Below are 25255 nucleotides of genomic sequence, written 5' to 3' on the forward strand. Positions count from 1 at the left end.
AATTCAAAAGCAAGGGAGTTGTCCTTATGACATACAAATATGCACCCGTAAGTTCCAAAGCCCCGCACATGTTGCATGGCGCAGACTATAACCCGGAGCAATGGCTCCGCTATCCTGAAATTCTGGAAGAAGATATTCGCTTGATGAAGCTTGCCAAGTGTAACGTAATGTCCATTGGTATCTTCTCATGGGTATCCCTTGAGCCGGAAGAGGGCGTATACACATTTGAATGGCTGGATCAAGTGTTGGATCGTTTTGCAGCAAACGGCATCTATGCATTCCTCGCTACACCAAGTGGTGCCAGACCTGCCTGGATGTCCGCGAAGTACCCGGAAGTGCTCCGCGTATCCGAGAATCGTGTCCGCAATCTGCATGGCTTCCGTCACAACCATTGTTATACTTCCCCGGTATACCGTGAGAAGGTTACTGCGATCAACACAAAACTGGCAGAACGTTATTCGGATCATCCGGCTGTAATCGGCTGGCATATCTCGAATGAGTTCGGCGGAGACTGTCATTGTGATTATTGTCAGGAAGCGTTCCGTGGTTGGGTTCAGAAGAAGTATAAAACACTCGATGAACTGAACCATTCGTGGTGGACTACATTCTGGAGCCATACGGTTACAGACTGGAGTCAGGTGGAATCTCCGGCTCCACACGGTGAGACACAGGTACACGCGATGAATCTGGATTGGCGCCGTTTCGTTACGGATCAGACAGCTGATTTTATCGTGCATGAAACGAAACCATTGAAAGCTCAGAATCCTGATCTGCCAGTCACAACCAACCTGATGGAATTCTATGGTGGTCTGAACTATTGGAAGTTCGCCGATATTCTGGATTTCCTCTCTTGGGACAGTTATCCGACTTGGCATGATGCAGATGACGACGCGAAACAGGCATCCCGGATCGCCATGATGCATGATATAGTTCGTTCCATCAAAGGCGGTCAGCCGTTCTTGCTGATGGAGAGTACTCCAAGTTCGACGAATTGGCAAGATGTCAGCAAGCTGAAAAAACCTGGCATGCATCTGCTCTCTTCTCTCCAGGCTGTGGCACACGGTTCCGATAGTGTTCAGTACTTCCAGTGGAGAAAGAGCCGGGGGTCCAGTGAGAAACTTCATGGTGCGGTGGTAGACCACGTAGGAACGGAACACACTCGAGTGTTCCAAGATGTTACCGACGTAGGAACGGCTCTTGAAGGCATGGAAGCCATTGTAGGAACAGCGGTTCCGGCAGAAGTTGCAATCATCTTTGATTGGGAAAATCGCTGGGCCGTTAATGATTCCCAGGGTCCGCGTAATATCGGTGTGAAGTATGAGCAGACCGTGGAAGAGCATTATGAAGCGTTTTGGAAAAAGGGAGTCGCTGTAGACGTTATCGATATGGATGCAGATCTGTCCAAGTACAAGCTGCTGATTGCTCCAATGCTCTATCTGGTACGTGAAGGTGTCGGGGAACGCATTGAGAAGTTTGTAGAACAAGGCGGTACGTTTGTAGCCACTTACTGGTCTGGTATTGTTGACGAAAACGATCTGTGTTTCCTGGGTGGATTCCCAGGTCCACTGCGTAAGACACTTGGCATCTGGTCCGAGGAAATTGACGGATTACATGATCGTGATCTGAACGGAATCATCCCGGAGAAGGGCAATGAGCTTCAGCTCAATACAGCGTATGATGCAATTGAACTGTGTGATCTGATTCATCTGGAAGGCGCGAAGTCCCTGGCTACGTACCGTTCTGACTTCTATGCCGGACGTCCGGCATTGACGGTTAACCAGTTGGGTTCAGGAAAAGCATATTACGTAGCGACTCGTCTGAAAGCACCATTCTATGATGATTTCTATGCAAAACTAATCGCTGACCTGAACATTGAGCGTGGACTTGAAACAGAGCTGCCTGCCGGAACAACGGCACATACGCGTACAGATGGTACAGCTGATTATGTGTTTGTACAGAACTACACACCAGATGAGAAGCTGGTTGAACTAGATGGACAGTCCTATACCGATCTGCTCAGTGGTGATGCTGTGGAAGCAAGTCTCAGCTTGAAGCCTTATGACATTTGTGTTCTTCGCAGACCGGCTGCCCGGAAATAATATAGGTTCATCCTTGCTTTATCAACGGAGTTAAGATACAAAAAGAGTGCCCTGAACGCCTGACATTGGTGTTCAGGGCATCTTTTTTATTTTATGTATTTGGCTGTTGAACCACTTTTTCTGGACAAGATAAAGGATAAACGTGTCCGCGCAGCGAAGACAAACACGTAACATGTAACTCAAGACTTTCAGTCTGGGAGGAATGGAAATGAATCAAAGAAATCTGGATGGTAACAGCATTATTATTCGACTGGAAATGACAACTAAGGATATCAAGTTTGGCGAAGTGGCCTCGGCCATCTCGGAAGCTGGAGGAGACATCATTGCCATCGACGTGATTTCCACCAATCAGGATGTAAGCGTGCGCGACTTGACGGTCGCAGTTACAGATGCACAAGATAACAGTAAAATTATAGAAGGGGTACGCCAGCTTAAAGGTGTGTCCATTATTAACGTATCGGATCGGACATTCCTGCTTCATCTGGGTGGTAAGATCGAAGTAACACCAAAGACCCCGATTCACAACCGGGAAGATCTGTCACGTGTGTACACTCCGGATGTGGCACGTGTATGTTCAGCCATTTCAGAAGAACCCGGCAAAGCCTTCTCATTGACAATTAAACGGAATACAGTGGCTGTCATATCGGATGGCAGTGCGGTGCTTGGACTTGGTAATATCGGTCCTCGTGCAGCGATGCCCGTTATGGAAGGTAAAGCGATGTTATTCAAACAGTTTGCAGGTGTGGACGCTTTCCCCATCTGCCTGGACACACAGGATACCGAGGAGATCATACGTACTGTGAAAGCGATATCACCTGGTTTTGGCGGTATTAATCTGGAAGATATCTCGTCACCGCGTTGTTTCGAAATTGAACGTCGTCTGAATGAGGAATTGGACATTCCTGTATTTCATGATGACCAGCATGGCACAGCGGTTGTGTTATATGCCGGCCTGATCAATGCGCTCAAACTGGTGGGCAAGTCCATTGATGATGTGAAGATTGTGGTCTGCGGTATCGGTGCAGCAGGTGTAGCATGCAGCAATATATTATTGTCCGCCGGAGCCAGCCGGCTTATAGGTGTCGATCGTGATGGTGCGATTGTACGGACACAAACCTATGAGAATGAAGTCTGGAGTGATTATGCAGCTCGTACTAATCCCGAACTGGAGACTGGCTCGCTGCGTGATGTCATTCGTGGAGCCGATGTGTTCATTGGCCTGTCCCGTGGGAATCTGTTAACTCGCGAAGATGTGCAGACCATGGCGGAAGATCCAATCGTGTTTGCGATGGCCAACCCGGTACCTGAGATTATGCCTGCCTTGGTGGAAGACATTGTAGCGGTAATGGCAACAGGACGATCGGATTATCCGAATCAGATCAACAACGTGTTATGTTTCCCGGGCATCTTCAGGGCGGTTCTGGATTGCCGAGCCACCGAAATTAATGAAGAAATGAAGCTGGCAGCCGCTCAAGCGATTGCCTCGGCCATTACGGACGAAGAGCGTACACGCTATTATATTATTCCCAGTGTGTTCAATGATAAAGTGGTCAAATCGATGCGCAGTCGCGTGATTGAAGCAGCTGTTAAGACGGGTGTAGCTCGGCGTATTCCACGTGAACAGGCCCGTGAAGGCGGGGAATCGTAAGATGTCAGAGATAGATGGAATAACGGCAGGAGAGACCGTTCTGCGCGCCGCCCGATCCTTTGTTCAAGGGGACTCATCCAAGCATAGTGATGGTCATGACTGGCCGCACATTGAACGGGTAACGGCACTTGCGGTTGAACTCGCTCACCGCATGGGTGCAGATCCATTTGTCTGCGAACTGGCTGCATTATTACATGATGTACCGGATGAGAAGCTGAATGAGAGCTTGGAAGCCGGGATGGCCAAACTGAATGACTGGCTGGATACCCAGCCTCTTGACCCGGATATACGTAATAAGGTTGTGGGTATTATTAGCACTATCTCATATGCGGGAGGGCAGCGCCCTGCAGTCAGTTCGCTCGAAGCGCAGGTTGTACAGGATGCGGATCGTCTGGATGCACTGGGTGCGATTGGGATCGCGCGAACCTTTGCCTTTTCAGGCGCCAGAGGGCGCGAGATGTACGATCCGTCCCTTCCCCCACGGGAGCAGATGACCCGTGAGGAATATCGCAATGGGCGCAGCACAACGATTAATCATTTTTACGAGAAGTTGTTTAAGCTCAAGGATCTGATGAATACTTCCTATGGCAAGGAACTGGCGGAACAGCGACATGATTATATGGTGCAGTTCGTGGAACAGTTCAAAAGGGAATGGGAGGGCACGGACCGCTAAGCAGACACAATAAGCATGCGTTCCACAGCGTATACCAAGTAACGGAGGCGAATCTTTGAAGTGGCGAAAATCCATTTTGAAGATTTGCTTCTTTTTGGGTTAATAATGTGTATTAACATACATAAACGAATTGTTTCATAATGCCTCTGACTTATGGCATGGCAACGGAACACCTTACATGGTACAATAAATCGTTCTCCTGAATGAATTCAGGCAAAAAAAGAAATATGGGGTAATAATGAACATGATCATCAAATGTAAAATTAAAGGTTCGGTAAAGAGGAGGGGTCACCACCATGTCGTTTGGTGCACGTGTACTTAAGACGGGGATCGCGGTCACGCTTGCCCTGTACCTAAGCAGCCTGTTCTTGAACCCGCAATCTCCCGTGCCTGCCGCAATCGCGGCCATATTCGCCATGCAGCCTTCGATCTATCGTTCCTGGAAATACTTCCTGGATCAGTTGCAAACGACCACGCTGGGAGCGATTGTGGCCCTGGTGGGAGGCATGGTATTGTCCAATGAGCCAATCGCCGTTGGATTAATTATTGTACTAGTCATCATGATTTGTCTTAAATTGAATATGGGTGAGACGGTTGGCCTGACACTGGTCACAGTTGTATCCATTATGGAAGCCTCGGGTGACTGGCATTTTGCACTCAATCGTTTTCTGTTGACACTGGTTGGTATTGTATCGGCGTTTCTCATCAACATTACCGTATTTCCTCCGAAACCGAAGGTTCAGTTCGTGAAGCAGATCCATAGTGTATTCAGCGGTATGTCATTGCTTCTGCGAACCTCGATCTCGGATGAGATTAAGGAAGTTGTATTCCGGGAGGAGAAAAGCAACCTGGGCGGCTCCATTAAGTCTCTGTCCGACAAGTATAACTTGTTCGAAGAGGAACAGAAAAAGATGAAACGTTCGAAATTCAGCGAAACTCGGCAGATGGTGGTCTACAAACAAATGCTGCTGAGTCTGCAAAAAGGGTATGAGGTGCTGGATTCGGTGGAACGTCACTACTTCCAGGCACCGCGGACAACGGCCATGGATCAGTTTTTTGACTCACATCTTGAACTGGTTATCAAATTCCATGAGCATGCACTGCTCAAGTTCGAGGATAAGCTGAAACCTAATGGGGAAGAGGCCGCACAGTTTGTATTGGATAATGACCGTTTCATGGAGCAGGCGATCACCCAGTTTGATATCGACAAGGAAGGGATGTTACGATTGTCGATCGTGGCTGCTGCGATCTATGATTACGGATATCAACTGGAACGTTTGAATCGACTTGCCGAACATGTGCATAGCGCCAGTGAAGACAAAGAATCACAGGACAAAATTTTGAATTGGCTCAAGTGGCCTTGATAACGAATTGCGTATCTGCTTCGTGATCAGATACAATGGAACTACAACATTGCCCGGACAATCGTGTCCGGGTTGTTTTGTCATACATAGGGCTGAAGGGCATGAATGAATTTTAACGAACTGAGGGATAAAGACATGATTATAGAGGAATTGGACGCTGAACTAATGGAATGGTTGAGTGGGACAAATCTGGAGCATAAACAGCATGAAGCCATGCAACTGCTGACCGTATCTGAGGATCAGTGGCCGCATCAGGCGATGATTAGTTTGGGGGAAGTGATTGCGATAAATCCGAATCAACTTAGACTGGCTCTATGGCCAGGTACACAGACCAGTATGAACATGAGCAAAACAGGCAAGGCTACCTTGATTGCGGTTCAAGGACATCGATTGTTGCATATCCCTATAGAAGTAGAACGGCTGCCTGAGATGAAGGGGGCTGTTCATCCGAGAGATCGTTTTGAAGCACAAGTGCTCCACGTACGTGTGGATCACGCGCCATATGCGGAGATCACTTCAGGAATTACCTTTCAATTAAAAGATGAACTTGGAGCAATTACACGCTGGAAAGAGACGATTGAAGAATTACGAAAGTAGGCGGGAGTAGCTAAGTCAGTTGAGGACCTGTTGATTGGGTAATAATGAAGATGAAAACAACAAAAAACGCCTCCGCTTGCATCGGGACGTTGTCACTGGTACAATAAAAAATGGTTTTCGGAAAATTAGAACTAATTAACATATAATCAAAATGTTTACTTTCTAATAATTATACCATTGCCTTTTCGGGCTTGTCAAATGGGATTTTGAGGACACAATCCGGGGAAAGAGGGGCTATTAACATATGAGTACAGAGCAGCAGTGGAGTGAAGAACAGCAACGGGTCAACATGGTAACCGATCAGATTGAGCGCAAGATCACAACGTTAGAAGATGAAGTAGGCTCCTTCCGTGACGAAGTGGTTGGGATGAGAAAAGACTTCTGGGACGAAGTTACGATGAACTTCAGTGAAGCGGATGATGTCGGAGAGACTTCAACCAGCATGCGGCAGCAGTCACAGGTACTGTCCGATCGGGAGCGCAGCCATCTAAATACAGCGGCAGCGTTGGACAAAATGAAACGACTGCATCATTCACCGTATTTTGGCCGGATTGATTTCAAGGAAGACGGGTATCCGAATGCAGAAAGCATTTATCTGGGTATTGCCTCGTTGCTGGACGAGAAGGAAGAATCCTTTCTGGTATACGACTGGCGTGCACCGATCTCCAACCTCTATTATGACGGGGCACCAGGCCCGATTACGTATCATACACCAAGCGGGGAGATCAGCGGTGATATAGAAATGAAGCGGCAGTTTGTCATTCGGGACGGACGTATTCGCTTCATGTTTGACACGGGAGTTACGATTGGTGATGAGTTGTTGCAGGCTGTGCTTAGTCGAACTTCGGATGCACAGATGAAGAGTATTGTAGCGACCATTCAGAAGGAGCAGAACCGGATTATTCGCAATGACCGGACACGTATGCTCATTGTGCAAGGCGCAGCCGGCAGTGGCAAAACATCCGCTGCGCTTCAGCGTGTGGCCTATCTTCTCTATAAATACCGCGAGCATCTGCAAGCGGATCAGATGGTTCTTTTTTCACCGAATCCAATGTTCAACAGTTATGTCTCCACGGTACTGCCTGAGCTTGGAGAGGAAAACATGTTGCAGACGACTTTCCAGGAATATCTGGAGCGCCGTTTGGGTCGTGAATATCAACTGGAAGATCCGTTTATTCAGCTCGAATATGTACTTACGGGGACGGAAGATCCCGATTACGATGTTCGCATGTCCAGCATCCAGTTCAAGTCATCGGAATCTTTCCTGAAAGTTATCACGCGTTATAAGGAGAGCATGCTGTCAGGTGGTATGAAATTCAAGCCCGTTCGCTTCCAGGGCCGCGCGATTGTCACGTCAGAGGCTATGGCTGAGAAATTCTACAGTTTTGAGTCATCCGTTAAGCTGGTCAGCCGACTGGAGATGTTGCGAGACTGGATGCTGAAAGAACTGTCTGCCTTTGGTAAAGGTGAACTGGATGCGCCTTGGGTCGATCAGCAACTTGATCTGATGGAACCGGAGGATCTGCAACGTGCCTATCAGCGGTTGAAGCGCAAGCAAAAAGGAAAGACCCATACGTTTAATGACTTCGAGCAGGAAAGAGAAATTCTGGCACGTATGGTGGTCAGTGACCGACTTAAACCGTTGCGGAAATGGATCAAGTCTTTGCGATTCGTTGATATAAGACAATTATATGCTCATCTGTTCACCGATCAGGCTCAGATGGAGCGATTGCTGGGTGACGAAGCGTTGCCTGCTCAATGGGATGAAATGGGTCAGATGACTTTACGCAGATTGAAGCTTCAGGAGTTGGCATATGAAGATATTACGCCATACTTGTACCTGCGTGAGCTTATGCTTGGATTCCATATTAACTCCAATATTCGTCATGTCATTATTGATGAAGCCCAGGATTATTCTGCGTTTCAGTTGGCATTTATGAAGAGATTGTTCCCACGGGCGAAAATAACTGCACTGGGTGACTTCAATCAGGCAATCTATGCCCACTCTTCCGTGCTTAGTGGAACAGGACCTTTGACTAATCTGTACGGTCCAGATAATACGGAAGTGATTGAGCTGACCAGAAGTTATCGATCTACCCGGGAGATCGTGGAGTTTACCCGTGGCATGGTGCCTGGTGGAGAAGAGATTATTCCATTTAACCGTAGCGGCGAGAAGCCTAAAGTGATCGTTTCTTCTGATACCGAGCGCCATATGAACGTCATCACGACAGACCTTCAGCACTTGATTAAAGAAGGGTATGAATCAGTCGCTGTCATCTGCAAGACCGCCGAAGAGAGCAGAGACGTACATGCTGCATTGAGTAAGGCATTACCCACAGCACCGAAGTTAATCAAGAAAACGACACTGGCTTTTGAGCAGGGTGTTCATGTCATTCCGGCGTATCTGGCCAAAGGTGTGGAATTCGATGCTGTCCTGATCCATGACGGCTCTGCGGAGCAGTATGCCCGGGAGCATGAACGCAAGTTGTTCTATACGGCTTGCACACGAGCGATGCATCTGCTGCACGTTTACTGTGTGGGCACACCGAGTCCGTTCATTACCGCCCAGTCGGAAGAATGGTATGATCTTGACAAGGTAGCTGCTGCACAGATGGACTGACATAGCAAGTTCATATTCATAAAAAAGGCTTCCGTTCGATGGAACGGGAGCCTTTTCTGTATATGATGCATATATCCGGAAGAAGCTAACTTAACGAGAGAAGAATGAAAATACCTACCGTCAATACGTAAGGATTGGATCCCGTGGATAAATATGACTTGATAATTTGTATTCAAGCACAATAGATGTGATTTTTCTTTACACATGAGGACCGGACTCATATAATCGTAACAATATATTTTTTTGGATCGTTTATTAAAGGAGGCAACAATATGAACAAATCATCTTTTGAACGGCCACTTATGGCTGATTGTGTACCGGATCTGGTCGCTACAGCACGGGGAGATTTGCCGGCGACGTTGGTCATACGTGGAGGTACGCTGGTAAACGTCATATCGGGTGAGATTTTACCTGAGATGTCCATAGCTGTACAGGGAGCTCGAATCGCTTATGTCGGTAAAGATGTAAGCCACACCATCGGAGAACATACCCGGATTATTGAAGCGAACGGCAAGTATATCGCTCCTGGTTTGCTGGATGGACACTGCCATATTGAAAGTACACAGATGAAAGTCACCGAGTTTGCGAGAGCGGTATTGCCTTCAGGCACGACCGGAGGTTTCTTTGACCCACATGAGATCTCTAACGTGCTTGGTCTCAAAGGTCTGAGACTGATGCTGGATGAAGCGCGGACCACACCAATGGCTGCTTATATGCAGGTGGCTTCCTGTGTGCCTTCCACCCATCCAGGACTGGAGACAACAGGTGCTTATATTGGGCCTGAAGAGGTGGCTGAGGCTCTTTCCTGGGGGCCGGACATGATTGGCCTTGGGGAAGTGATGAACTTCCCTGGTGTCGTTTACGGAGACGAGACGATGATTGGTGAGATCCAGGCGACCCTCCGGGCTGGCAAAGTGGCAGATGGTCATTTCACCTGGGCAGCAGATGACTGGCGTTTGCCTGCGTACGCAGCAAGTGGAGTTACGGGGGATCATGAATGTGTGACGAAGGAAGATGTGGTCGAACGTCTGCGACTCGGGATGTACGCGAAGATGCGCCAAGGTTCGGCATGGCATGATGTGGCTGAGACGATCAAAGCCTGTACGGAGCTTGGACTGGATACACGCCGGATGATGCTGGTGACCGATGACCGAAGCTCTGAATCCCTGCTCAAAGAAGGACATATGGACTTTGTTGTTCGTCTCGCAATCTCCCAAGGTGTGAAGCCGGTCACGGCTTTCCAGATGGCCACCATTAATACGGCTGAGCGCTTCGGTGTTGCGCGCGATATTGGTGCGGTTATTCCGGGCAATATAGCCGATATTATTCTACTGGACGGCCGATTGGTGGATGTACGTGTGGGCATGACGATTGCTGCCGGGAAAGTCGTGGCCGAGAACGGGAAAATGACGGCGGTATGGGACAGCTTCACTTACCCGGAAGAAGCGCTGAACACGGTGAAGTTAGAAGCTAATATTCATCCAGAAGATCTGAAGCTTGCTGCACCGATTACAGAGGGTACGATTGGTGCCAAAATCATTCATGTCACAGAGAACCATGTGGATACGAAGGAAAAACACCTGCCTGTCACGGTAGAGAACGGCAAGGTTGTGGTTTCGACTTCAGGAGAAGTATGCAAAATTGCGGTATTGGAGCGTCACAAACAAACCGGGAATCGGGCGGTTGCTCTTGTTGGAGGCATCGGCTTCACATCACCTGCAGCAATTGCGATGACGGTGGCTCATGATAGTCACAACCTGTTGATTATAGGTAATGATGATGCCCTGATGGCCGAAGCCGGTAACCGTGTCATTCGCATGCAAGGTGGGGTAGCCGTGGTGACGACAGCAGGTGTAACTGAGTTCCCGTTGCGGATTGCAGGTTTGATGTCAACCGAGTCTTTCGAAGTCGTTGCAGCCCAATCCGCGGCAGTCAGTGAAGCTTTACAGTCCGCAGGCTGTACGTTAAATAATGCGTTCATGACCCTTTCGTTGCTCGCGCTGGTTGTAATTCCAGAACTACGTTTGTCCGACAAGGGTCTTGTGCGGATCTCGGCAGAAGGTATTGAACTGGTGTCCCTTTTCGATGAAGTGGTTGACAATACACCTGTAGCTCCTTTGGGTAATGAATGAACGGAAACTTCGACTAGACATCATTAAATAGGGTTTCATATAAAGCCGCCTTAGGGCGGTTTTTTTTGTGTATTTTAGGAGAAAACGCTTTCTAGGTCTTCTGTAGCTTTGTGCACATATGACAATAATGACTGAAGTCGCGCTGAAATAGGGGTCAATTTAGAAAATAGAGAATAATTGTGACTTTAGTACTATACATACAGAACTACGAATCCCCGAAATATAGTTATATGATTCTTTCGTCGTAAGTCTTAAAGATGATATTGCATATAAAAGCAATCCAAATTCGTCGTACTTAATAAGGTTCCATTAAATGAATATGAAACGACACAATTTCATCCAGATTTGCACGTCAGAGCTGATAACTTCAGAGGGAGTGTACAAATATGAAAAGCAAAAGGGGTTACCGTTTTATCTTATTACTGAGTTGTTTGATTCTGTGTGCGAGTACAGCCTGTTCTTCCAAAGCCATTGCGGATGGTTCAGTTGACAGTTATGCAACCATTCATGGAAAACTTGATGTACCGGTGAGAGCGACCTGGGTGTGGGATACCACCCAGATCCGAAGTAATCCTCAAGAGGTGTTGAATTACGCTACAGCGAACAAGATCAATACGATCTATCTGCAGATGAACCGGGATATAAAGATTCCTGAGTATAAAAGTTTTATCCGTCAGGCGAGAGCCAAGAACATTGCGGTTGACGTCATGGACGGAAGATCAGCTTGGGGGTTGACGGAAAGTCGGGAGCAGATTGCATCTTTTCTGGACTGGATCGAGGCATATCAGGCGCAGGCGTTGTCCAATGAGAAATTTGCTGGTATTCATCTGGATATTGAGCCACATGTGCACCCACAATGGAAAACCAATCAGGCCAGTGTGATTACCCAGTGGCAAGGAAATGTGGAGTACATTGTTGAACGAGCATCGCGGATGAAGATGCCGGTAGCGGCTGATCTGCCTTTCTGGCTCGATAACTACAAAATTCCGGGTTCCACGATGGCCGTAAGCAGCTGGATGATTCGCAAATTTGATTCCATCACCATTATGGCTTACCGTGATACAGCTACTGCAATCTATAGTGTAGCGAAGGATGAACTTGCAGAAGCAGCTCTGCTCGGCAAGACGATCTCGATCGCCGTGGAAACAAAGCAAAGTAAGGAAGGCGACTTCATTACTTTTTATGAAGAGGGATCTGCTTATATGGAAGCACAATTAAAGTTGGTCGAAAAAATGGCTTCAGTACATGCGTCCTTTAACGGTTTCTCCGTACATGAGTACACTTCATGGAAGACGCTGAAAAAGTGATTCACCAATTGATAAAGAAGGTGTTTGCAGCTGATGAGCTGTGAGCACCTTCTTCTTTTACACCTGAACTAGGGCAGACTCCATTCCTACGTTCTCATAGGACATTTTTCGATACTGTGAAGGTGTGGTGGCTTTATGCTTTTTAAATGTAGTGATGAAGTAGCTTAGATGCTCAAAACCCACATCCATGGCGATATCAACAATTTTGTGATCCGTATTCTCAAGCTGAACACAGGCCTGTTGGACGCGGTAATAGTTAATGTAATCTATAGGGGTTTTCTGCACCATCTGTTTAAAAAAACGGCAGAAGTGCCCTTCGCTCATATTGGCTTCATCGGCCAGTTCCTTCAGCTTTAATGGTTCAGGATAACGCTTGTGGATATATCCGAGCACGGATTTCAAGCGCTCTACCTTGTCATGACTCCCTGTAGCCACGGTGCCTTTGAGTGGAGCAGATCTCATATGTTCGAACATTCGGGCAAATATGAGATACAGGTACGCTTTCGTTGACATTTCACACGTTTCGGTTCGGGTAGCATGGTCTGCAAATATACGCTTCAGGTGATCCAGAATTTCTTGTCCCCAATCCTCATCTGCTTTGATATGAAAAGGGGGAACTACGGTTTTGCGCACCAGTGGACCGATAAATTTCTCCTGTACCGTATCGAAGGTACGGCTGCCAAGCAGCTCCGGATTAAATACAATGGAAGAGAATATACAGGGAACATCACCCTTCAGATAACCTGCATGAATCTCACCTCGATTGACAAAAATGGCTTCTCCAGCCTGAACCTCAATGGTGTTCATATCAATCTGAAAGACCGCACAGCCCTGAGTAACCATGGTGAACTCCATTTCATCATGCCAGTGGCAATCCAGAATGCTGTCTCCATTCAGTTGCTGAATATCCGGGTACACACTGACGGGATACATGGCATTGCCGTGAATCCGGTCTTCCCGTAATCGTTCACGTTCCATATCAGATTCTCCTTTTAGTATCTTTATTAATGTAATCGTTTCCATAGATTGGTGTTGATGTTCAAGAAACGGATGTTTATTATCAAAATCGTGATATATTTAGTCAAAATAAGAGAAGAAATTCGTTATTAATATCAATATTATTATAATATAACCAAAGGGGGAAAGAAAACATGAAATTTACTGATGGATTCTGGATGACTCGTGAAGGGTACCACATTCAAAACCCGACTGATATTCGTGATATTGTGCAAAAAGGGGATTCTCTGACCGTATATGCGGCAACTAAATATATTCGTAGCAAAGGCGACACATTGAACGGAACTTTGCTTAAAGCAACTTACAGTTCTCCTATGCCTAACGTTATTCGTGTAACCTTGAATCACCATAAGGGCGGAGTGAAAAAAGGGCCAGAGTTTGAGCTTAACACGCAAGATGCAAACGTTGACATTTCAAAAAATGAACAAGGCGCTGTTTTGAAAAGCGGCAATCTGGAAGTTCAAATCGACAAAACAAACGGTTGGGACATTAGCTTCCTGTATGGAGGAAAACGGATTACAGGTAGCGGTCAACGAGCGGCTGGTTATATTACAGGCCCAAGCAAGGAAGCGTACTTCCGCGAGCAGCTTGATCTTGGCATTGGTGAATACGTTTACGGACTCGGGGAGCGTTTCACACCGTTTGTTAAAAATGGCCAAATCGTAGATACCTGGAATGAAGATGGCGGTACAAGCAGTGAGCAGTCCTATAAGAACATTCCGTTCTATCTGTCCAATAAAGGATATGGCGTATTTGTAAACCATCCGGAGCGCGTATCATATGAGATTGCATCCGAGAACGTATCTAAAGTTCAGTTCAGCGTAGAAGGCGAGACGTTGGAGTACTTTATTATCGGTGGTGACAATCCAAAGGATGTACTGGATAATTATACGAAATTAACAGGTAAACCAGCGCTTCCACCGGCATGGACTTTTGGTCTGTGGCTGACAACTTCATTCACAACAGATTACGACGAAGCAACGGTGAATCATTTCGTAGATGGCATGGCAGAACGTGATCTTCCGCTGTCTGTATTCCATTTTGACTGCTTCTGGATGAAAGAATACCAATGGTCTGATTTCGTATGGGATGAAGCAATGTTCCCGGATCCGGAAGGTATGCTTGCACGTCTGAAAGAAAAGGGCCTTAAAATCTGTGCTTGGATCAATCCATATATTGCTGAAAAATCCTACTTGTTTGATGAAGGTATGGAGAACGGTTATCTGGTCAAAACAGCCGATGGCAGTGTATGGCAATGGGATATGTGGCAAGCAGGCATGGCTCTGGTAGATTTCACGAATCCGGATGCTGTGAATTGGTATAAGAGCAAGCTGGAAGTCCTGCTGGATCAAGGTGTAGATTCCTTCAAGACTGACTTCGGTGAAAGAATTCCGACAGATGTTGTGTACTTTGATGGTTCTGATCCGGTTAAAATGCACAACTATTATACACAGCTCTATAACAAAGCTGTATTTGAATTGCTCGAAGAGAAGATTGGCAAAAACGAAGCTGCCCTGTTTGCACGTTCTGCAACAGCAGGTGGCCAACAGTTCCCGGTTCACTGGGGCGGTGACTGCTCTTCCACGTATGAATCCATGGCTGAATCGCTTCGCGGTGGCCTCTCACTGGGCCTTTCCGGTTTCGGATTCTGGAGCCATGATATCAGCGGCTTCGAAAGCACAGCGAGCCCTGACGTATACAAACGCTGGGTACAATTCGGACTTTTATCTTCACACAGCCGCTTGCATGGCAGCACTTCGTATCGTGTGCCTTGGCTGTTTGACGAGGAATCCGTGGACGTTGTTCGTGACTTTACCAAACTCAAAATCAGCCTGATGCCGTACCTTTACAATTCTGCGGTGGAGTCGACGGTAAAAGGTATTCCGATGATGCGCGCTATGCTGCTGGATTTCCCGGAGGACCCAACAACATACAACCTGGATACGCAGTACATGTTTGGTGATTCGATTCTCGTGGCTCCAATCTTCAACAAGGAGGGTGATGTTCGTTACTACCTGCCTGAAGGAACTTGGACGAACTATCTGACAGGAGCGAAAGTACAAGGTGGACGCTGGATCAGTGAAAACCATGACTTCAAAACACTGCCAATGATGGTTAAACCAAACAGCTTGATCGCTGTCGGTGCTGTAGATAACAAACCGGATTATGACTTTGCGAATGATGTGTCCTTGCACTTGTTCGAACTGGCTGATGGTCAAACGGCTCAAGCGGTCGTTGTGAACCAGGCTGCTGAACAGGAACTGACAGTTAACGTAACACGTAATGGGTCAGTGCTGGATGTTCGTGCTGAAGGCGCAGGCAAACCATGGAACTTGGTGCTTCGCGGCATTGAGAGTGTATCTAACGTTGATGGTGGTTCCCAAGTATCTGGTGTAAATGGTGTTGTCGTTACGGCAGCAACAGGCGCAACCTCCCTTACAATCCAACTGTAACATGATATAGTAGACGAAAGGACGGTGCCGCAAGGTGCCGTCTGTTTGTCTACGAAGATAGGAGATTGAATGAAATGAGTACGATGAATTCGGGTTTGCACTGTACGATATCAGCAGAGGTGCTGCATCAACTGGTAGATTTTAATTTAGGAAGAGATACCAAAGTGAAGGAGTTTGGTCTCCTGCAAGGTGGACTTTTTAATACAACCTATCGGATTCAACTGGAACATGCAACCTATACGGATGTGATTTTACGATTGGCTCCAGAGCGGGGAGAGATGGCAGCTGGTACTGCGAAAGATCCCCTTTTTTCGTTCGAACGTACAATGATGGCGGCTGAACCGATTGTGTATGAATATTACCGTAAAGCAGGCATTCCTGCTCCAAACATTATCGCCTGTGATGACAGCGGATCCATCATTCCAAGAACGTACATGTTTATGGAATTTATTCCGAGTAAACAGTTGGATCACGCAGCGATTTCGGACATGGATAAAGAGCGATTGTACCATCAGCTTGGCGCGTATACTGCCATCATGCATCAGATTGAAGGTGCATCGTTTGGCTGGCCGCAAGGAGATGGGACGATTAAAGGCTCGAACCAATGGTCCGAGGTGTTGCACTCTTTTGCAGAAGAAACGGCACTTAAAGCGGCCCAAGCCGATTATATGACAGGTATGGGAGAAGAAATCGCCGCTATTTTCATTAAAAATAAAGACTTATTCGATCAAGTGACCCGTCCGGTACTCGTTCATAATGACCTGTGGGAAGCAAATGTACTTGTTCATCAGGAAAATGGTGAGCAGAACATTGCGGCCATCATTGACGGAGATCGTTCCATGTTTGCCGACAGGGAGTTTGAAGCCATCCTGTCGACAGAATCGGTGGATTTTCATGAAGGATATGATTGTCCACTGGATTCATCCGCTGAAGGACAGGCACGAAGGCTTGCATACCGAATACTGTCTTCGTATTTTAATGCCTACGTTCATGAACATCAGGTCAATCAACCTGAAGATGGTCAGAAGTTTCGGCAGCGTACGCTGGATTTACTGGAGCAATGGAAGCAACTGGGGTACAACTAACATCACACCAAAGCAGAATTGAACCAAACGAAGCTGTCTTGCACCATACGTGCAGGCAGCTTTCTTTGTGACAAGCGGTAACATCCAACATGTCCTGAATAATCAACCTTCGAAACAAGCACAATAATGCTGTTGTGTGTAGAACCTGTAAAGGTGGTTGTGGTATGAATGATAAAAAGTGGGACCTCGTCGCACTTGCTTCCATCCCTTTAATTATGACCTTGGGTAACTCCATGCTAATACCGATCCTGCCACAGATTGAACGTGAGTTGAAGGTATCTGCATTCAAGGTCAGTATGCTTATTACAGTCTACGCTGTAGTTGCCATCCTGCTTATTCCACTCGCAGGGTATTTGTCTGATCGTTTTGGCAGAAAAGCAGTCATTATTCCCAGCCTTATCATTGCAGCTGTCGGGGGTGCTGTATCTGGTGTGGCTGCATGGATTCTGGATGGAAATGTAGCTTACTGGGCTATTTTGGGTGGCAGGTTATTGCAGGGGGTTGGAGCCGCCGGCGCATTCCCTATTGTCATTCCATTGGTTGGGGACATGTTTAATGATGAAGATCAGGTTAGCAAAAGCTTGGGAATCATTGAAACCTCAAATACGTTTGGTAAAGTGTTAAGTCCGATTTTGGGTGCAGCACTAGCTGTTTGGTTGTGGTTTTTACCATTTATGGCTATTCCTGTATTATGTGTCATTTCGTTAATTCTGGTTATTTTCCTGGTGAAAACACCCAAGAAAAAAGAAAAACCCCCCACCTTTACGGAATTTGTGGCTTCCATTCGGGATGTATTGAAAGAAAAAGGACGATGGTTATACGCCTTGTTTGCAATCGGTGGAATTTGCATGTTTATTCTTTTTGGTGTGCTTTATTATCTATCCGAGACGTTGGAGAGCGAGTTCGCCATGAAAGGGGTCGTAAAAGGTCTTGTACTTGCGATTCCGTTGGCAGCCTTATGTCTTTTTTCCTTTTTCGGAGGAAAGTGGATTGGAAAGAGTAAGCTTCGCATGAAATGGCTCGGATTCGCAGGACTTGTTCTTGTAACCGTTTCGCTGGGTGTTATCGGAATTTTTGATAATATCTTCGTTGTGGTGGGATTGTTCACATTAGGAAGTGCGGGAATAGGAGCAACCTTACCGTGTCTGGATGCCCTTATTACTGAGGGAGTAGACAAGAAACAGCGTGGTACGATTACGGGTTTGTTCAGCAGCATGCGATTCATCGGTGTATCGCTTGGTCCCCCTGTTGTATCTCTGTTGATTGGCACACAACATTTTTGGCTTTTTGGTGTGCTCGCCGCATCTGGAGCTGTAGGGGCATTGCTCACCTTATTTGCGGTCAAACCCGATAAGGGAGACCAACCTACTTCAGGAAGTGGACATAAACGGGATGAACGGCATATCGATCGGATTGAGACGAGTCGAGGTTATGCTCCTATACGGCGCAAGAAAAGTCCACTCTAGATGGATGGTATTAGCCAACAATTCATTCTTATCTTTAATTGAATACCATGGACACATAAAAAACGCGTTTACGCCTGAGAAAGTATACATCCTCGGTGTAAACGCGTTTGCTTGATCATAAGAATAAATCTCGTAATCGTGTCACTCCCGTTGACGGGTTTATTTCTTATTTCTGGGATCTTGCGTATTATGTTCGGAATCCTTAGACTGACCTGTATTTGTTGCAGGTATATGCGTATGAGCGAGCAGAGCATGAGGTTCAATGGAGAAGCTGCCGCTTCGTTTTCCCTGAATCAGATAGATAAGCAAGAACAGAATCATAAACATCACGGAATATCGATACATATCGGTATAACTGGTTATGGCTGCAATGGCGCCAAGAAGAAGGGCACCGGTTGCGATACCCAGATCCAGCGAGTTTAAAAACATACCGTTAGCCATACCCCGCTGAGATGGAGATACAACTTGAATCATCCAGGTCTGCAGAGACGACTGCATGGAACCATAGCCGATCCCGTAGATAAAGGCAGCAATGAACAAGATAGACATGGAGGTTGCATACGAGAGCAGAATGAGGCCGACAGCAACGAATATTGCCCCTGGAATCAGCAGTGCTTTTGGACCTTTATTGTCATAGATCCGCCCTGCAAATGGTCTAACCAATAACACGGCGAGTGCATTGAACAAAAAGAACAACGCAGGATTGGCCAGATTAGCTTCCTTACCATACAAAACGATGAAACCGACAAGCCCACCATAGGTTATCGATAACAGGCAATTCAGCACACTCGGCAGAATCAGCTTGCGGTTGAAAGGTGTCTTTTGTTTTGGATTGGACCCTGAAGCGCTTGTTGTGGCTTGTGGCATGATATTTTCACTGTTAACGGTTCTGACTGCTTTTTTGCGTGTCAGCGAATAACTCAGTGGATAGATCACAACGAGGACACCCGCAGTACATAACATCAGGGTTACAAATCCAGCACCCTGGAGCAGAGTAACCCCAATGATTGGCCCCATAGACATAGCCAGGCTAGTCGATAGACCAAAGTAACCCATACCTTCACCCATTCGTTTGACGGGCACAATGTCCGAGGCCATCGTTGGAAAAGCGGTACTGCTCATACCAAACCCGATACCAAACAGCATTCTCAGCAACAAAAGCACAGCTATGCCGGCAGCAAAATAATAGCCGAGTGTCGCCAGCAGGGCTATGGACAGGCCTATATAGATCATGGCGTTACGAAGGCCCTTCTCCAGTGCTTTCGCGGAATAGAGACGGGCTGCAATGGCACTTAGTGCAAACAGACAGGTGAATAAACTTACTTCAAATGCATTGGCGTGAAATCGCTCCTGAACGTAGGACGGAAGCGGAGAGACGATCATGTGCAGTTGCAAGAACAACAAGAAGTTGCACAGCATCAGCAGAATAAAATCGGTGGTCCATAGTCTAACTTGTGTAGATTGTTCTTTCATAATGATGTATTCCCCCTGAGTTGTGATTCATTACAAGTTGCGGTTAATGAGGGAAAGAGTATGTTTAAATGCTTCCATCTGGTCTTCGGGTATACCTTCAGCAAGTTCTTTATTCATTTCTCTTTCAATCGGAACGAGGATATCGATTAACGCTTTGCCTTCCTTGGTGAGATATAACAGATAGGCTCTGCGATCCTGTTCACTGGTCCGGCGTTCTACCCAGCCTTTTTTCTCAAGCAGATCAATAATCCGCGCAGTGGTGGGTTGGTCTTTGAAGACACGTGCAGCGAGCTCCTTCTGATTCACACCTTCTCCGCGGTCAACATTAAAGAGAACAGAAAATTGCTCTGTCGTAATATCATAAGGTTTGAATCGCGTTGCAAGTAAAGCTACAGCTTTACGATGTGTGAAACCCAGCATGAATCCAACAGATTGTTCTAGTGTATAGTCCATGTGATTGCTAGACCTCGCTTCCATAATGAAATGTCCCAATAAATTACTTGTTATAACAACTATATGTTAAACAAGTATTTTTGTCAAAATGAAATATTCTCATATTGAACGTACGGGTGCGCTGTGCAATGATCCGAAAATACTGTTAGAATAGTGATGAAACCGCTTTTATGAAATCGATGTCTAGAGTGCTTGAAAAATGTAGAAAACCAATTTGCTCTAACTAATGTTGGAGATGACCAAGGAGAGCTGTGCATGCTAAAGAATATACCCGCAATACTACCTCCAGAGTTACTCAAAATCATGTCCGAAATGGGCCATGGAGACGAGTTGGTTCTGGCGGATGGCAATTTCCCCGCAGCCAGTCATGCCAAGCGATTGGTACGCTGTGATGCACTGGGAGTCGTTGAACTGCTGGATGCCATCCTGCAATTATATCCACTGGACACCTATGCTGAGCGTCCCGCTGCTGTCATGCAGGTTGTGGAAGGAGACCAGGTGATCCCGATCATATGGGAAGACTATCGCCGGTTGATTGAAGAATATGAAGGCATAACGGATGCTTTGGATCATGAAGAGCGGTTTGATTTTTATAAACGTGCTTCGAATGCCTATGTGATTGTTGCAACGGGTGAGCGTGCACAATATGCCAATCTGATTTTGAAGAAAGGCGTCATTTTCCCCGATCCTGACCTTGGTCAGGAACAGCAGAATGCTGAATCGAACTGAATCCCTAGGATGGCGACGGAGCACCTGATGCTTTGGTCGCCTTTTTCTTTTTACCATTTCTCAGCCAGTGCACCAGAACGTACAGGATGGGCATGGATTCAACAAGTACAGTGTAAAGTGGAATTGCGTATGAACGAATGGCCAGCTCGTAAGACGCAGCGTCTTTGGCATATTGAAGCACAATGGCTGCAGCCGTTCCCCCGATCAGATACACTACAGATTTTTGTTGCCTAACCCCACTCAATTTGGAAAGACAGAGGGATGCTACATATAGCAGAAATGAGCTGCGAGTGAACATCGTGGTTGACCATATCGCAATCAGAACAGGGTCCAGATTATCGAGAAAATCTCCGTATCGGGCAAAGCGGACCATCTCAAGCAAAGGGTAGCGGAGACCTGCGGCAACATAAGGGCCAAAATTCATCAGTGTGAACATCCAGAATACAATAATAAATACAACAACGGTGATACCCGCGAATAACATGCTTTTCAGCATAGGACGCCTGAAAGCAACGACCGGTGCGAGGAAGAGGAACAACATCCATTCGGAGAACCATGGCATGGTAGACAGGGACCCCATCACGATTTCACCCAGATCATGATGGGTTGCCATCGCAAGCAGTATTCCGGGATTGCCTCCGCCTCCAACCGCTGGAAGAAGTAAGGTGGACGTAAGCAGCTGCACCAGAAAAATGCCTTCTGCCATAAATACAATGGTAACCAATCCCGAACGTGCAGTCAGGCAGATGCATAGTAGAGTAAGCGTGGATGTTAACCAAATCGGAGTTTGTGGCAGATACATCGATTGCAGGAAGATAATGAAATTTTCCACATCAATCGATAACAAGTAGATACATAATAGAACAATTAATCCGATATAGAAGCGATGCACTACCTTGCCCACAATATCCTCTCCATAGGAAATCCAGGGTTTATCAGGATTAATGGAGCCCAAACGGTATGTAAAGAACAGAAAAATCAGACTAATTGAAAAACCGCCGATGGTGGACAACCATCCCTGATAACCGCTCATTTTGAACAAACGTTGCAGGAGGAAGGCAACAGGTTCGGAATACAGGTAAACAAACATGAAGCGGTAAGCCTGTCCCGCAGTCAGATGGTTCATGGTTAATCTCCTTCCTTATGAATCATAGGATCAGCCCAGCCGAAGACCCATTGAATGATATCATTGGGATTAGGCCATGCTGACCAGCTTACTGCGAGCGTGTTCCATACGAGAAACAGACCAAGCAGGATGAAATAGGCACGTCTGATTGCTTTTTTGCTGGTTTTTACAGATGACCAGTCCATTAAATACAGTCCTGCAAATACGATAACGGCTATCACGTATGTAACCTCCTTGAAAGAAAGGAATTCCCGTGCAAGCTAGAAGCTTGACTCCGAGCCGACAAATTGAATGTTGATATTCGTCTTGACGGTAAATTGCAGATCGTTTTTTACATAGTTGACCCATGTGGGCCGGAGCTTCTTCCATACCTGCGGGTGTCTCCACTCCAGTCGGTATCCGAGCCTGAGTATATCTGCACCTTGGTGTTTTGCCGTTTGCAGGGCGCGGGTAAGATGAGCATTTATTTTTTCGTTAGCGGCTTGTTCAATGTCTTTTGTACCGACAATGTCTTTGGCCTTCAGGACAGGAATGACCGAGTTCAACTCGGCTTTTCCCGTCAAGTTAATGATGAAATGCGGTTCACCATTCTGAAGTTTTGCCTGAATATCAGAGCGCATGTCATACAATGTCATGCTTGCTTTTTGTTTTTTGGTTCTAACGGAGATAGTCAGTGAATCCAGGTTCTCCCCTGCCCACGCAACAGCACGTGCCTCATCAGCTGAGAGTGTCCCGACCATTTGCATCTGTCTGAATATGGTTCCGCCGATCTGGCTGACCCACTTTTTGGATTCGCCTTCTTCACTGACCATGGCCGTTTTTTTGCTGCCTAACATCGATGTGGCGAATCCCTGATTCATTTTATCTGCTGTAAATATGCTTAACATCTGGGTTTTTAAGAGATTTTCCTCTGTGGAAAATTCCCTTAACACATCACTCGGTGTTTCCTCAAATACAGGAGTGAGATCAGAAACATCCTTGGCTCTGCCACTAGTAACCATGACGTAGCTGCTAAGGTGGAACAAAGGCTGGCGTGCGATCCATTCCATCGTGTCTTCAATTCCTTCACGTGCGTAGGGTTGTCCAAACACAATCACCCGCGTGTGCCCCCAAGAGATTTTACGGGTAAGATCTGTCTGGATTCTCTCGATCGCGTCTGCAATCGTTGGTGCTGTCGCAGAAACGGCTGCATAGGGTTCTTTACCTGATCCGCCCCCTTCGGGAGAAAGACGATTGGGGAGCGGCATGCTCAGTGTAACTTCGATCTCTCCCGGGGTTGCCGCTTTATCCACGTACATGGCGGTGATGAAGGTACGCTCGTTAATCTCAACTTTAGACCAGCACCCGGTGCATAACAGACAGCAGATTAAAATGACGGCAAGGTATAGAGGAGGCTTTCGAAATATCATGGTTTATCCTGCCTCCTTACATTATCGGTCGTATAGGCTTTAGTTCGTTTTTTCATCATGAACCAGGGCACCCGAATAAACGTATCTTTGAAATCACGCAGTACGAGTGGGGCAAAAGGCTGCAAATATGGAACACCAAATGAACGCATGCTGACCATATACCAGTACAACACGTAGATTGAAATGACGACACCGAACAGGCCCAGTGTGCCACCCATTAGCAGTACAGGAAAGCGCAGCAGCCGAAAGGCCAATCCCAACTCAAAATGCGGAATAATAAAGGCCGCAATGCCTGTAATAGATACAACAATAACCAATGGAGCAGAGACGATACCTGCCTGCACAGCTGCTTGTCCAATGACAATACCGCCGATAATAGAAACCGTCTGTCCAAGTGGCTTGGGAATCCGTATGCCAGCTTCACGTAATCCTTCAAAGGTAATTTCCATGATAAGGGCTTCAATTAATGCTGGAAAAGGAATGTTCTCTCTTGCGGATGCAATGGTAATGAGCAGATTGGTGGGAATAATCTCGGGATGAAATGTAGTGACTGCTACATATACAGAAGGCAACAGGAAAGCAATGACGGCAAACAGCAGCCGGATCATTCGTATAAATGAAGCGGAATGGAACCGCTGGTAATAGTCCTCAGACGATTGCATCAAAGAGAAGAATGTGACTGGAATGAGCAGCGAGAAGGGCGTTCCATCCTGCATGATGCCGATTCGGCCTTCTACAAGAGCAGCTGCAACGGTATCCGGTCTTTCGGTATATTGATACTGTGGAAAAGGAGAGAGCGGGTGATCTTCCAGAAATTCAGACAGATAACTGACACCAAGGCTGCTGTCCATATCAATCTCACCCAGACTGGTTAATACATTTTCCAGGATGTCAGGTTTGCATAAACCTTGAATATAAATGACAAACACTTCGGTTTTGGTATATTTGCCGATGGTGAATTTGATCATTTTGAAATCAGGATGTTTAATTTTGTGTCGCAATAGAGACATATTTACATTAATATCTTCGATAAACGCTTCCTGGGGGCCAACGACGACGACTTCATTAGTTGATTCCGGTACAGAGCGCTTCTGATAATTCTGGATTGAGAAAATGATCATGCCAGACATACCTTCGACATGGAGTGCTGCATTACCGGTTACGATATCATCTACCAACGTATCAGCTGAATCTCTGTGCTGGTTTTCGAGTGAAAAAAAAGTTCCACTTACGACTTGCGTAACAAAATCGGGGCCAACTTCGTTCCGTTCAGCCTCTTCAAGCAAAGGCTTCACAATAGCTTCTCTCATAATCTGTGTATCGACGATGGATTGGATATAGAGCAGAGTACAGTGTAAAGGCCCAATCTGAAGCGGCTGGTAGATCATGTCTGCCACGCCGATCAGGCGTGATTGCACCTGTAGAAGAATGCTTTCTTTCATAAGTTTCTTCCTCCCAATCAAAGAATAGTCCAGTCTCTGTCAGTTATGAGTGATACTATAGTGTGCAACGCTTCGACTGAAATATACTCCGAAGGATGAATGTTCGATATCTCCAGAGAATTGCCCAAGATACTACAAACTTTGATGCAGATGATGAATGGG

General features: G+C 46.5%; 19 protein-coding genes. 12 read left to right on the top strand and 7 right to left on the bottom strand.

Annotated features, from left to right (window positions below):
* The first annotated feature begins 26 nt into the window (after positions 1 to 26).
* The 8 genes from ABTV53_RS09890 to ABTV53_RS09925 all read left to right on the top strand — a co-directional run bounded on the left by ABTV53_RS09890 (position 27) and on the right by ABTV53_RS09925 (position 12440).
* Positions 27 to 2099 (top strand): beta-galactosidase, encoded by a 2073-nt coding sequence (locus ABTV53_RS09890; protein WP_433752635.1) that lies wholly within the window; start codon positions 27 to 29, stop codon positions 2097 to 2099.
* A 208-nt stretch (positions 2100 to 2307) separates the two neighbouring features.
* Complete coding sequence (locus ABTV53_RS09895) at positions 2308 to 3747, top strand: NAD-dependent malic enzyme (protein WP_433752636.1); 1440 nt, start codon at positions 2308 to 2310, stop codon at positions 3745 to 3747.
* Position 3748: 1 nt separating this feature from the next.
* The gene (locus ABTV53_RS09900; RefSeq protein ID WP_433752638.1) at positions 3749 to 4420 is read left to right on the top strand and encodes an HD domain-containing protein; all 672 of its coding nucleotides are present in this window, start codon (positions 3749 to 3751) and stop codon (positions 4418 to 4420) included.
* A gap of 296 nt (positions 4421 to 4716) precedes the next feature.
* Positions 4717 to 5784 carry an FUSC family protein gene (locus ABTV53_RS09905; protein WP_017689291.1) on the top strand — a complete coding sequence of 356 codons (1068 nt, stop codon included), beginning with the start codon at positions 4717 to 4719 and terminating at the stop codon, positions 5782 to 5784.
* A gap of 105 nt (positions 5785 to 5889) precedes the next feature.
* Positions 5890 to 6381, top strand: coding sequence for a pyridoxamine 5'-phosphate oxidase family protein (locus tag ABTV53_RS09910; protein ID WP_433752639.1), 492 nt, complete (start codon positions 5890 to 5892; stop codon positions 6379 to 6381).
* A gap of 244 nt (positions 6382 to 6625) precedes the next feature.
* The gene (gene helD / locus ABTV53_RS09915) at positions 6626 to 9001 is read left to right on the top strand and encodes an RNA polymerase recycling motor HelD (protein ID WP_433752641.1); all 2376 of its coding nucleotides are present in this window, start codon (positions 6626 to 6628) and stop codon (positions 8999 to 9001) included.
* A gap of 272 nt (positions 9002 to 9273) precedes the next feature.
* Complete coding sequence (locus tag ABTV53_RS09920; RefSeq protein ID WP_433752642.1) at positions 9274 to 11133, top strand: adenine deaminase; 1860 nt, start codon at positions 9274 to 9276, stop codon at positions 11131 to 11133.
* A 386-nt stretch (positions 11134 to 11519) separates the two neighbouring features.
* Positions 11520 to 12440 (top strand): hypothetical protein, encoded by a 921-nt coding sequence (locus tag ABTV53_RS09925; RefSeq protein ID WP_433752644.1) that lies wholly within the window; start codon positions 11520 to 11522, stop codon positions 12438 to 12440.
* A 57-nt stretch (positions 12441 to 12497) separates the two neighbouring features.
* On the opposite strand, the gene ABTV53_RS09930 is transcribed toward ABTV53_RS09925, so the two are convergent.
* On the bottom strand, positions 12498 to 13418 hold the full coding sequence (locus ABTV53_RS09930) for an AraC family transcriptional regulator (RefSeq protein WP_433752645.1): 921 nt from the start codon (positions 13416 to 13418) through the stop codon (positions 12498 to 12500).
* Between the two features lie 173 nt (positions 13419 to 13591).
* Between ABTV53_RS09930 and yicI the strand changes: the two genes are divergently transcribed.
* From yicI to ABTV53_RS09945, 3 genes are all read left to right on the top strand, one after another.
* The gene (gene yicI, locus ABTV53_RS09935) at positions 13592 to 15910 is read left to right on the top strand and encodes an alpha-xylosidase (protein WP_433752647.1); all 2319 of its coding nucleotides are present in this window, start codon (positions 13592 to 13594) and stop codon (positions 15908 to 15910) included.
* Positions 15911 to 15984: 74 nt separating this feature from the next.
* On the top strand, positions 15985 to 16995 hold the full coding sequence (locus ABTV53_RS09940) for a phosphotransferase (protein WP_433752648.1): 1011 nt from the start codon (positions 15985 to 15987) through the stop codon (positions 16993 to 16995).
* Positions 16996 to 17159: 164 nt separating this feature from the next.
* Positions 17160 to 18461 (top strand): MFS transporter, encoded by a 1302-nt coding sequence (locus tag ABTV53_RS09945; protein WP_433752650.1) that lies wholly within the window; start codon positions 17160 to 17162, stop codon positions 18459 to 18461.
* Positions 18462 to 18620: 159 nt separating this feature from the next.
* Here the strand turns inward: ABTV53_RS09945 and ABTV53_RS09950 are convergent, their stop codons facing one another.
* Complete coding sequence (locus ABTV53_RS09950; protein ID WP_433752652.1) at positions 18621 to 19934, bottom strand: MFS transporter; 1314 nt, start codon at positions 19932 to 19934, stop codon at positions 18621 to 18623.
* 30 nt (positions 19935 to 19964) lie between these two features.
* Entirely contained in the window at positions 19965 to 20387 is a 423-nt protein-coding gene (locus ABTV53_RS09955) for a MarR family winged helix-turn-helix transcriptional regulator (RefSeq protein WP_433752653.1), read from the bottom strand.
* A gap of 255 nt (positions 20388 to 20642) precedes the next feature.
* Between ABTV53_RS09955 and ABTV53_RS09960 the strand changes: the two genes are divergently transcribed.
* On the top strand, positions 20643 to 21116 hold the full coding sequence (locus ABTV53_RS09960) for an RbsD/FucU family protein (protein WP_433752655.1): 474 nt from the start codon (positions 20643 to 20645) through the stop codon (positions 21114 to 21116).
* A gap of 4 nt (positions 21117 to 21120) precedes the next feature.
* On the opposite strand, the gene ABTV53_RS09965 is transcribed toward ABTV53_RS09960, so the two are convergent.
* Genes ABTV53_RS09965 through ABTV53_RS09980 form a run of 4 tightly spaced genes read right to left on the bottom strand, consistent with a single transcriptional unit; the run spans position 21121 to position 25093 of the window.
* On the bottom strand, positions 21121 to 22242 hold the full coding sequence (locus tag ABTV53_RS09965) for a GerAB/ArcD/ProY family transporter (RefSeq protein ID WP_433752656.1): 1122 nt from the start codon (positions 22240 to 22242) through the stop codon (positions 21121 to 21123).
* A 2-nt stretch (positions 22243 to 22244) separates the two neighbouring features.
* Complete coding sequence (locus tag ABTV53_RS09970; RefSeq protein ID WP_433752658.1) at positions 22245 to 22463, bottom strand: hypothetical protein; 219 nt, start codon at positions 22461 to 22463, stop codon at positions 22245 to 22247.
* Between the two features lie 39 nt (positions 22464 to 22502).
* A complete protein-coding gene (locus ABTV53_RS09975; protein WP_433752660.1) occupies positions 22503 to 23651 on the bottom strand; it encodes a Ger(x)C family spore germination protein in 1149 nt (382 codons plus the stop codon).
* A complete protein-coding gene (locus tag ABTV53_RS09980) occupies positions 23648 to 25093 on the bottom strand; it encodes a spore germination protein (RefSeq protein WP_433752662.1) in 1446 nt (481 codons plus the stop codon). Before ABTV53_RS09980 ends, ABTV53_RS09975 begins: the two co-directional genes overlap by 4 nt.
* Between the last annotated feature and the right edge of the window lie 162 nt (positions 25094 to 25255).

It is taken from the genome of Paenibacillus amylolyticus (genome assembly GCF_050990605.1).
GTDB classification, from domain to species: Bacteria; Bacillota; Bacilli; order Paenibacillales; family Paenibacillaceae; genus Paenibacillus; species Paenibacillus amylolyticus_H.

Excerpts from the sequence above, each read along its gene's own strand:
- ABTV53_RS09890 (WP_433752635.1), top strand. The coding sequence starts at position 27 with ATGACATACAAATATGCACCCGTAAGTTCCAAAGCCCCGCACATGTTG.
- ABTV53_RS09895 (WP_433752636.1), top strand. The coding sequence starts at position 2,308 with ATGAATCAAAGAAATCTGGATGGTAACAGCATTATTATTCGACTGGAA.
- ABTV53_RS09900 (WP_433752638.1), top strand. The coding sequence starts at position 3,749 with ATGTCAGAGATAGATGGAATAACGGCAGGAGAGACCGTTCTGCGCGCC.
- ABTV53_RS09905 (WP_017689291.1), top strand. The coding sequence starts at position 4,717 with ATGTCGTTTGGTGCACGTGTACTTAAGACGGGGATCGCGGTCACGCTT.
- ABTV53_RS09910 (WP_433752639.1), top strand. The coding sequence starts at position 5,890 with ATGAATTTTAACGAACTGAGGGATAAAGACATGATTATAGAGGAATTG.
- helD (WP_433752641.1), top strand. The coding sequence starts at position 6,626 with ATGAGTACAGAGCAGCAGTGGAGTGAAGAACAGCAACGGGTCAACATG.
- ABTV53_RS09920 (WP_433752642.1), top strand. The coding sequence starts at position 9,274 with ATGAACAAATCATCTTTTGAACGGCCACTTATGGCTGATTGTGTACCG.
- ABTV53_RS09925 (WP_433752644.1), top strand. The coding sequence starts at position 11,520 with ATGAAAAGCAAAAGGGGTTACCGTTTTATCTTATTACTGAGTTGTTTG.
- ABTV53_RS09930 (WP_433752645.1), bottom strand. The coding sequence starts at position 13,418 with ATGGAACGTGAACGATTACGGGAAGACCGGATTCACGGCAATGCCATG.
- yicI (WP_433752647.1), top strand. The coding sequence starts at position 13,592 with ATGAAATTTACTGATGGATTCTGGATGACTCGTGAAGGGTACCACATT.
- ABTV53_RS09940 (WP_433752648.1), top strand. The coding sequence starts at position 15,985 with ATGAGTACGATGAATTCGGGTTTGCACTGTACGATATCAGCAGAGGTG.
- ABTV53_RS09945 (WP_433752650.1), top strand. The coding sequence starts at position 17,160 with ATGAATGATAAAAAGTGGGACCTCGTCGCACTTGCTTCCATCCCTTTA.
- ABTV53_RS09950 (WP_433752652.1), bottom strand. The coding sequence starts at position 19,934 with ATGAAAGAACAATCTACACAAGTTAGACTATGGACCACCGATTTTATT.
- ABTV53_RS09955 (WP_433752653.1), bottom strand. The coding sequence starts at position 20,387 with ATGGACTATACACTAGAACAATCTGTTGGATTCATGCTGGGTTTCACA.
- ABTV53_RS09960 (WP_433752655.1), top strand. The coding sequence starts at position 20,643 with ATGCTAAAGAATATACCCGCAATACTACCTCCAGAGTTACTCAAAATC.
- ABTV53_RS09965 (WP_433752656.1), bottom strand. The coding sequence starts at position 22,242 with ATGAACCATCTGACTGCGGGACAGGCTTACCGCTTCATGTTTGTTTAC.
- ABTV53_RS09975 (WP_433752660.1), bottom strand. The coding sequence starts at position 23,651 with ATGATATTTCGAAAGCCTCCTCTATACCTTGCCGTCATTTTAATCTGC.
- ABTV53_RS09980 (WP_433752662.1), bottom strand. The coding sequence starts at position 25,093 with ATGAAAGAAAGCATTCTTCTACAGGTGCAATCACGCCTGATCGGCGTG.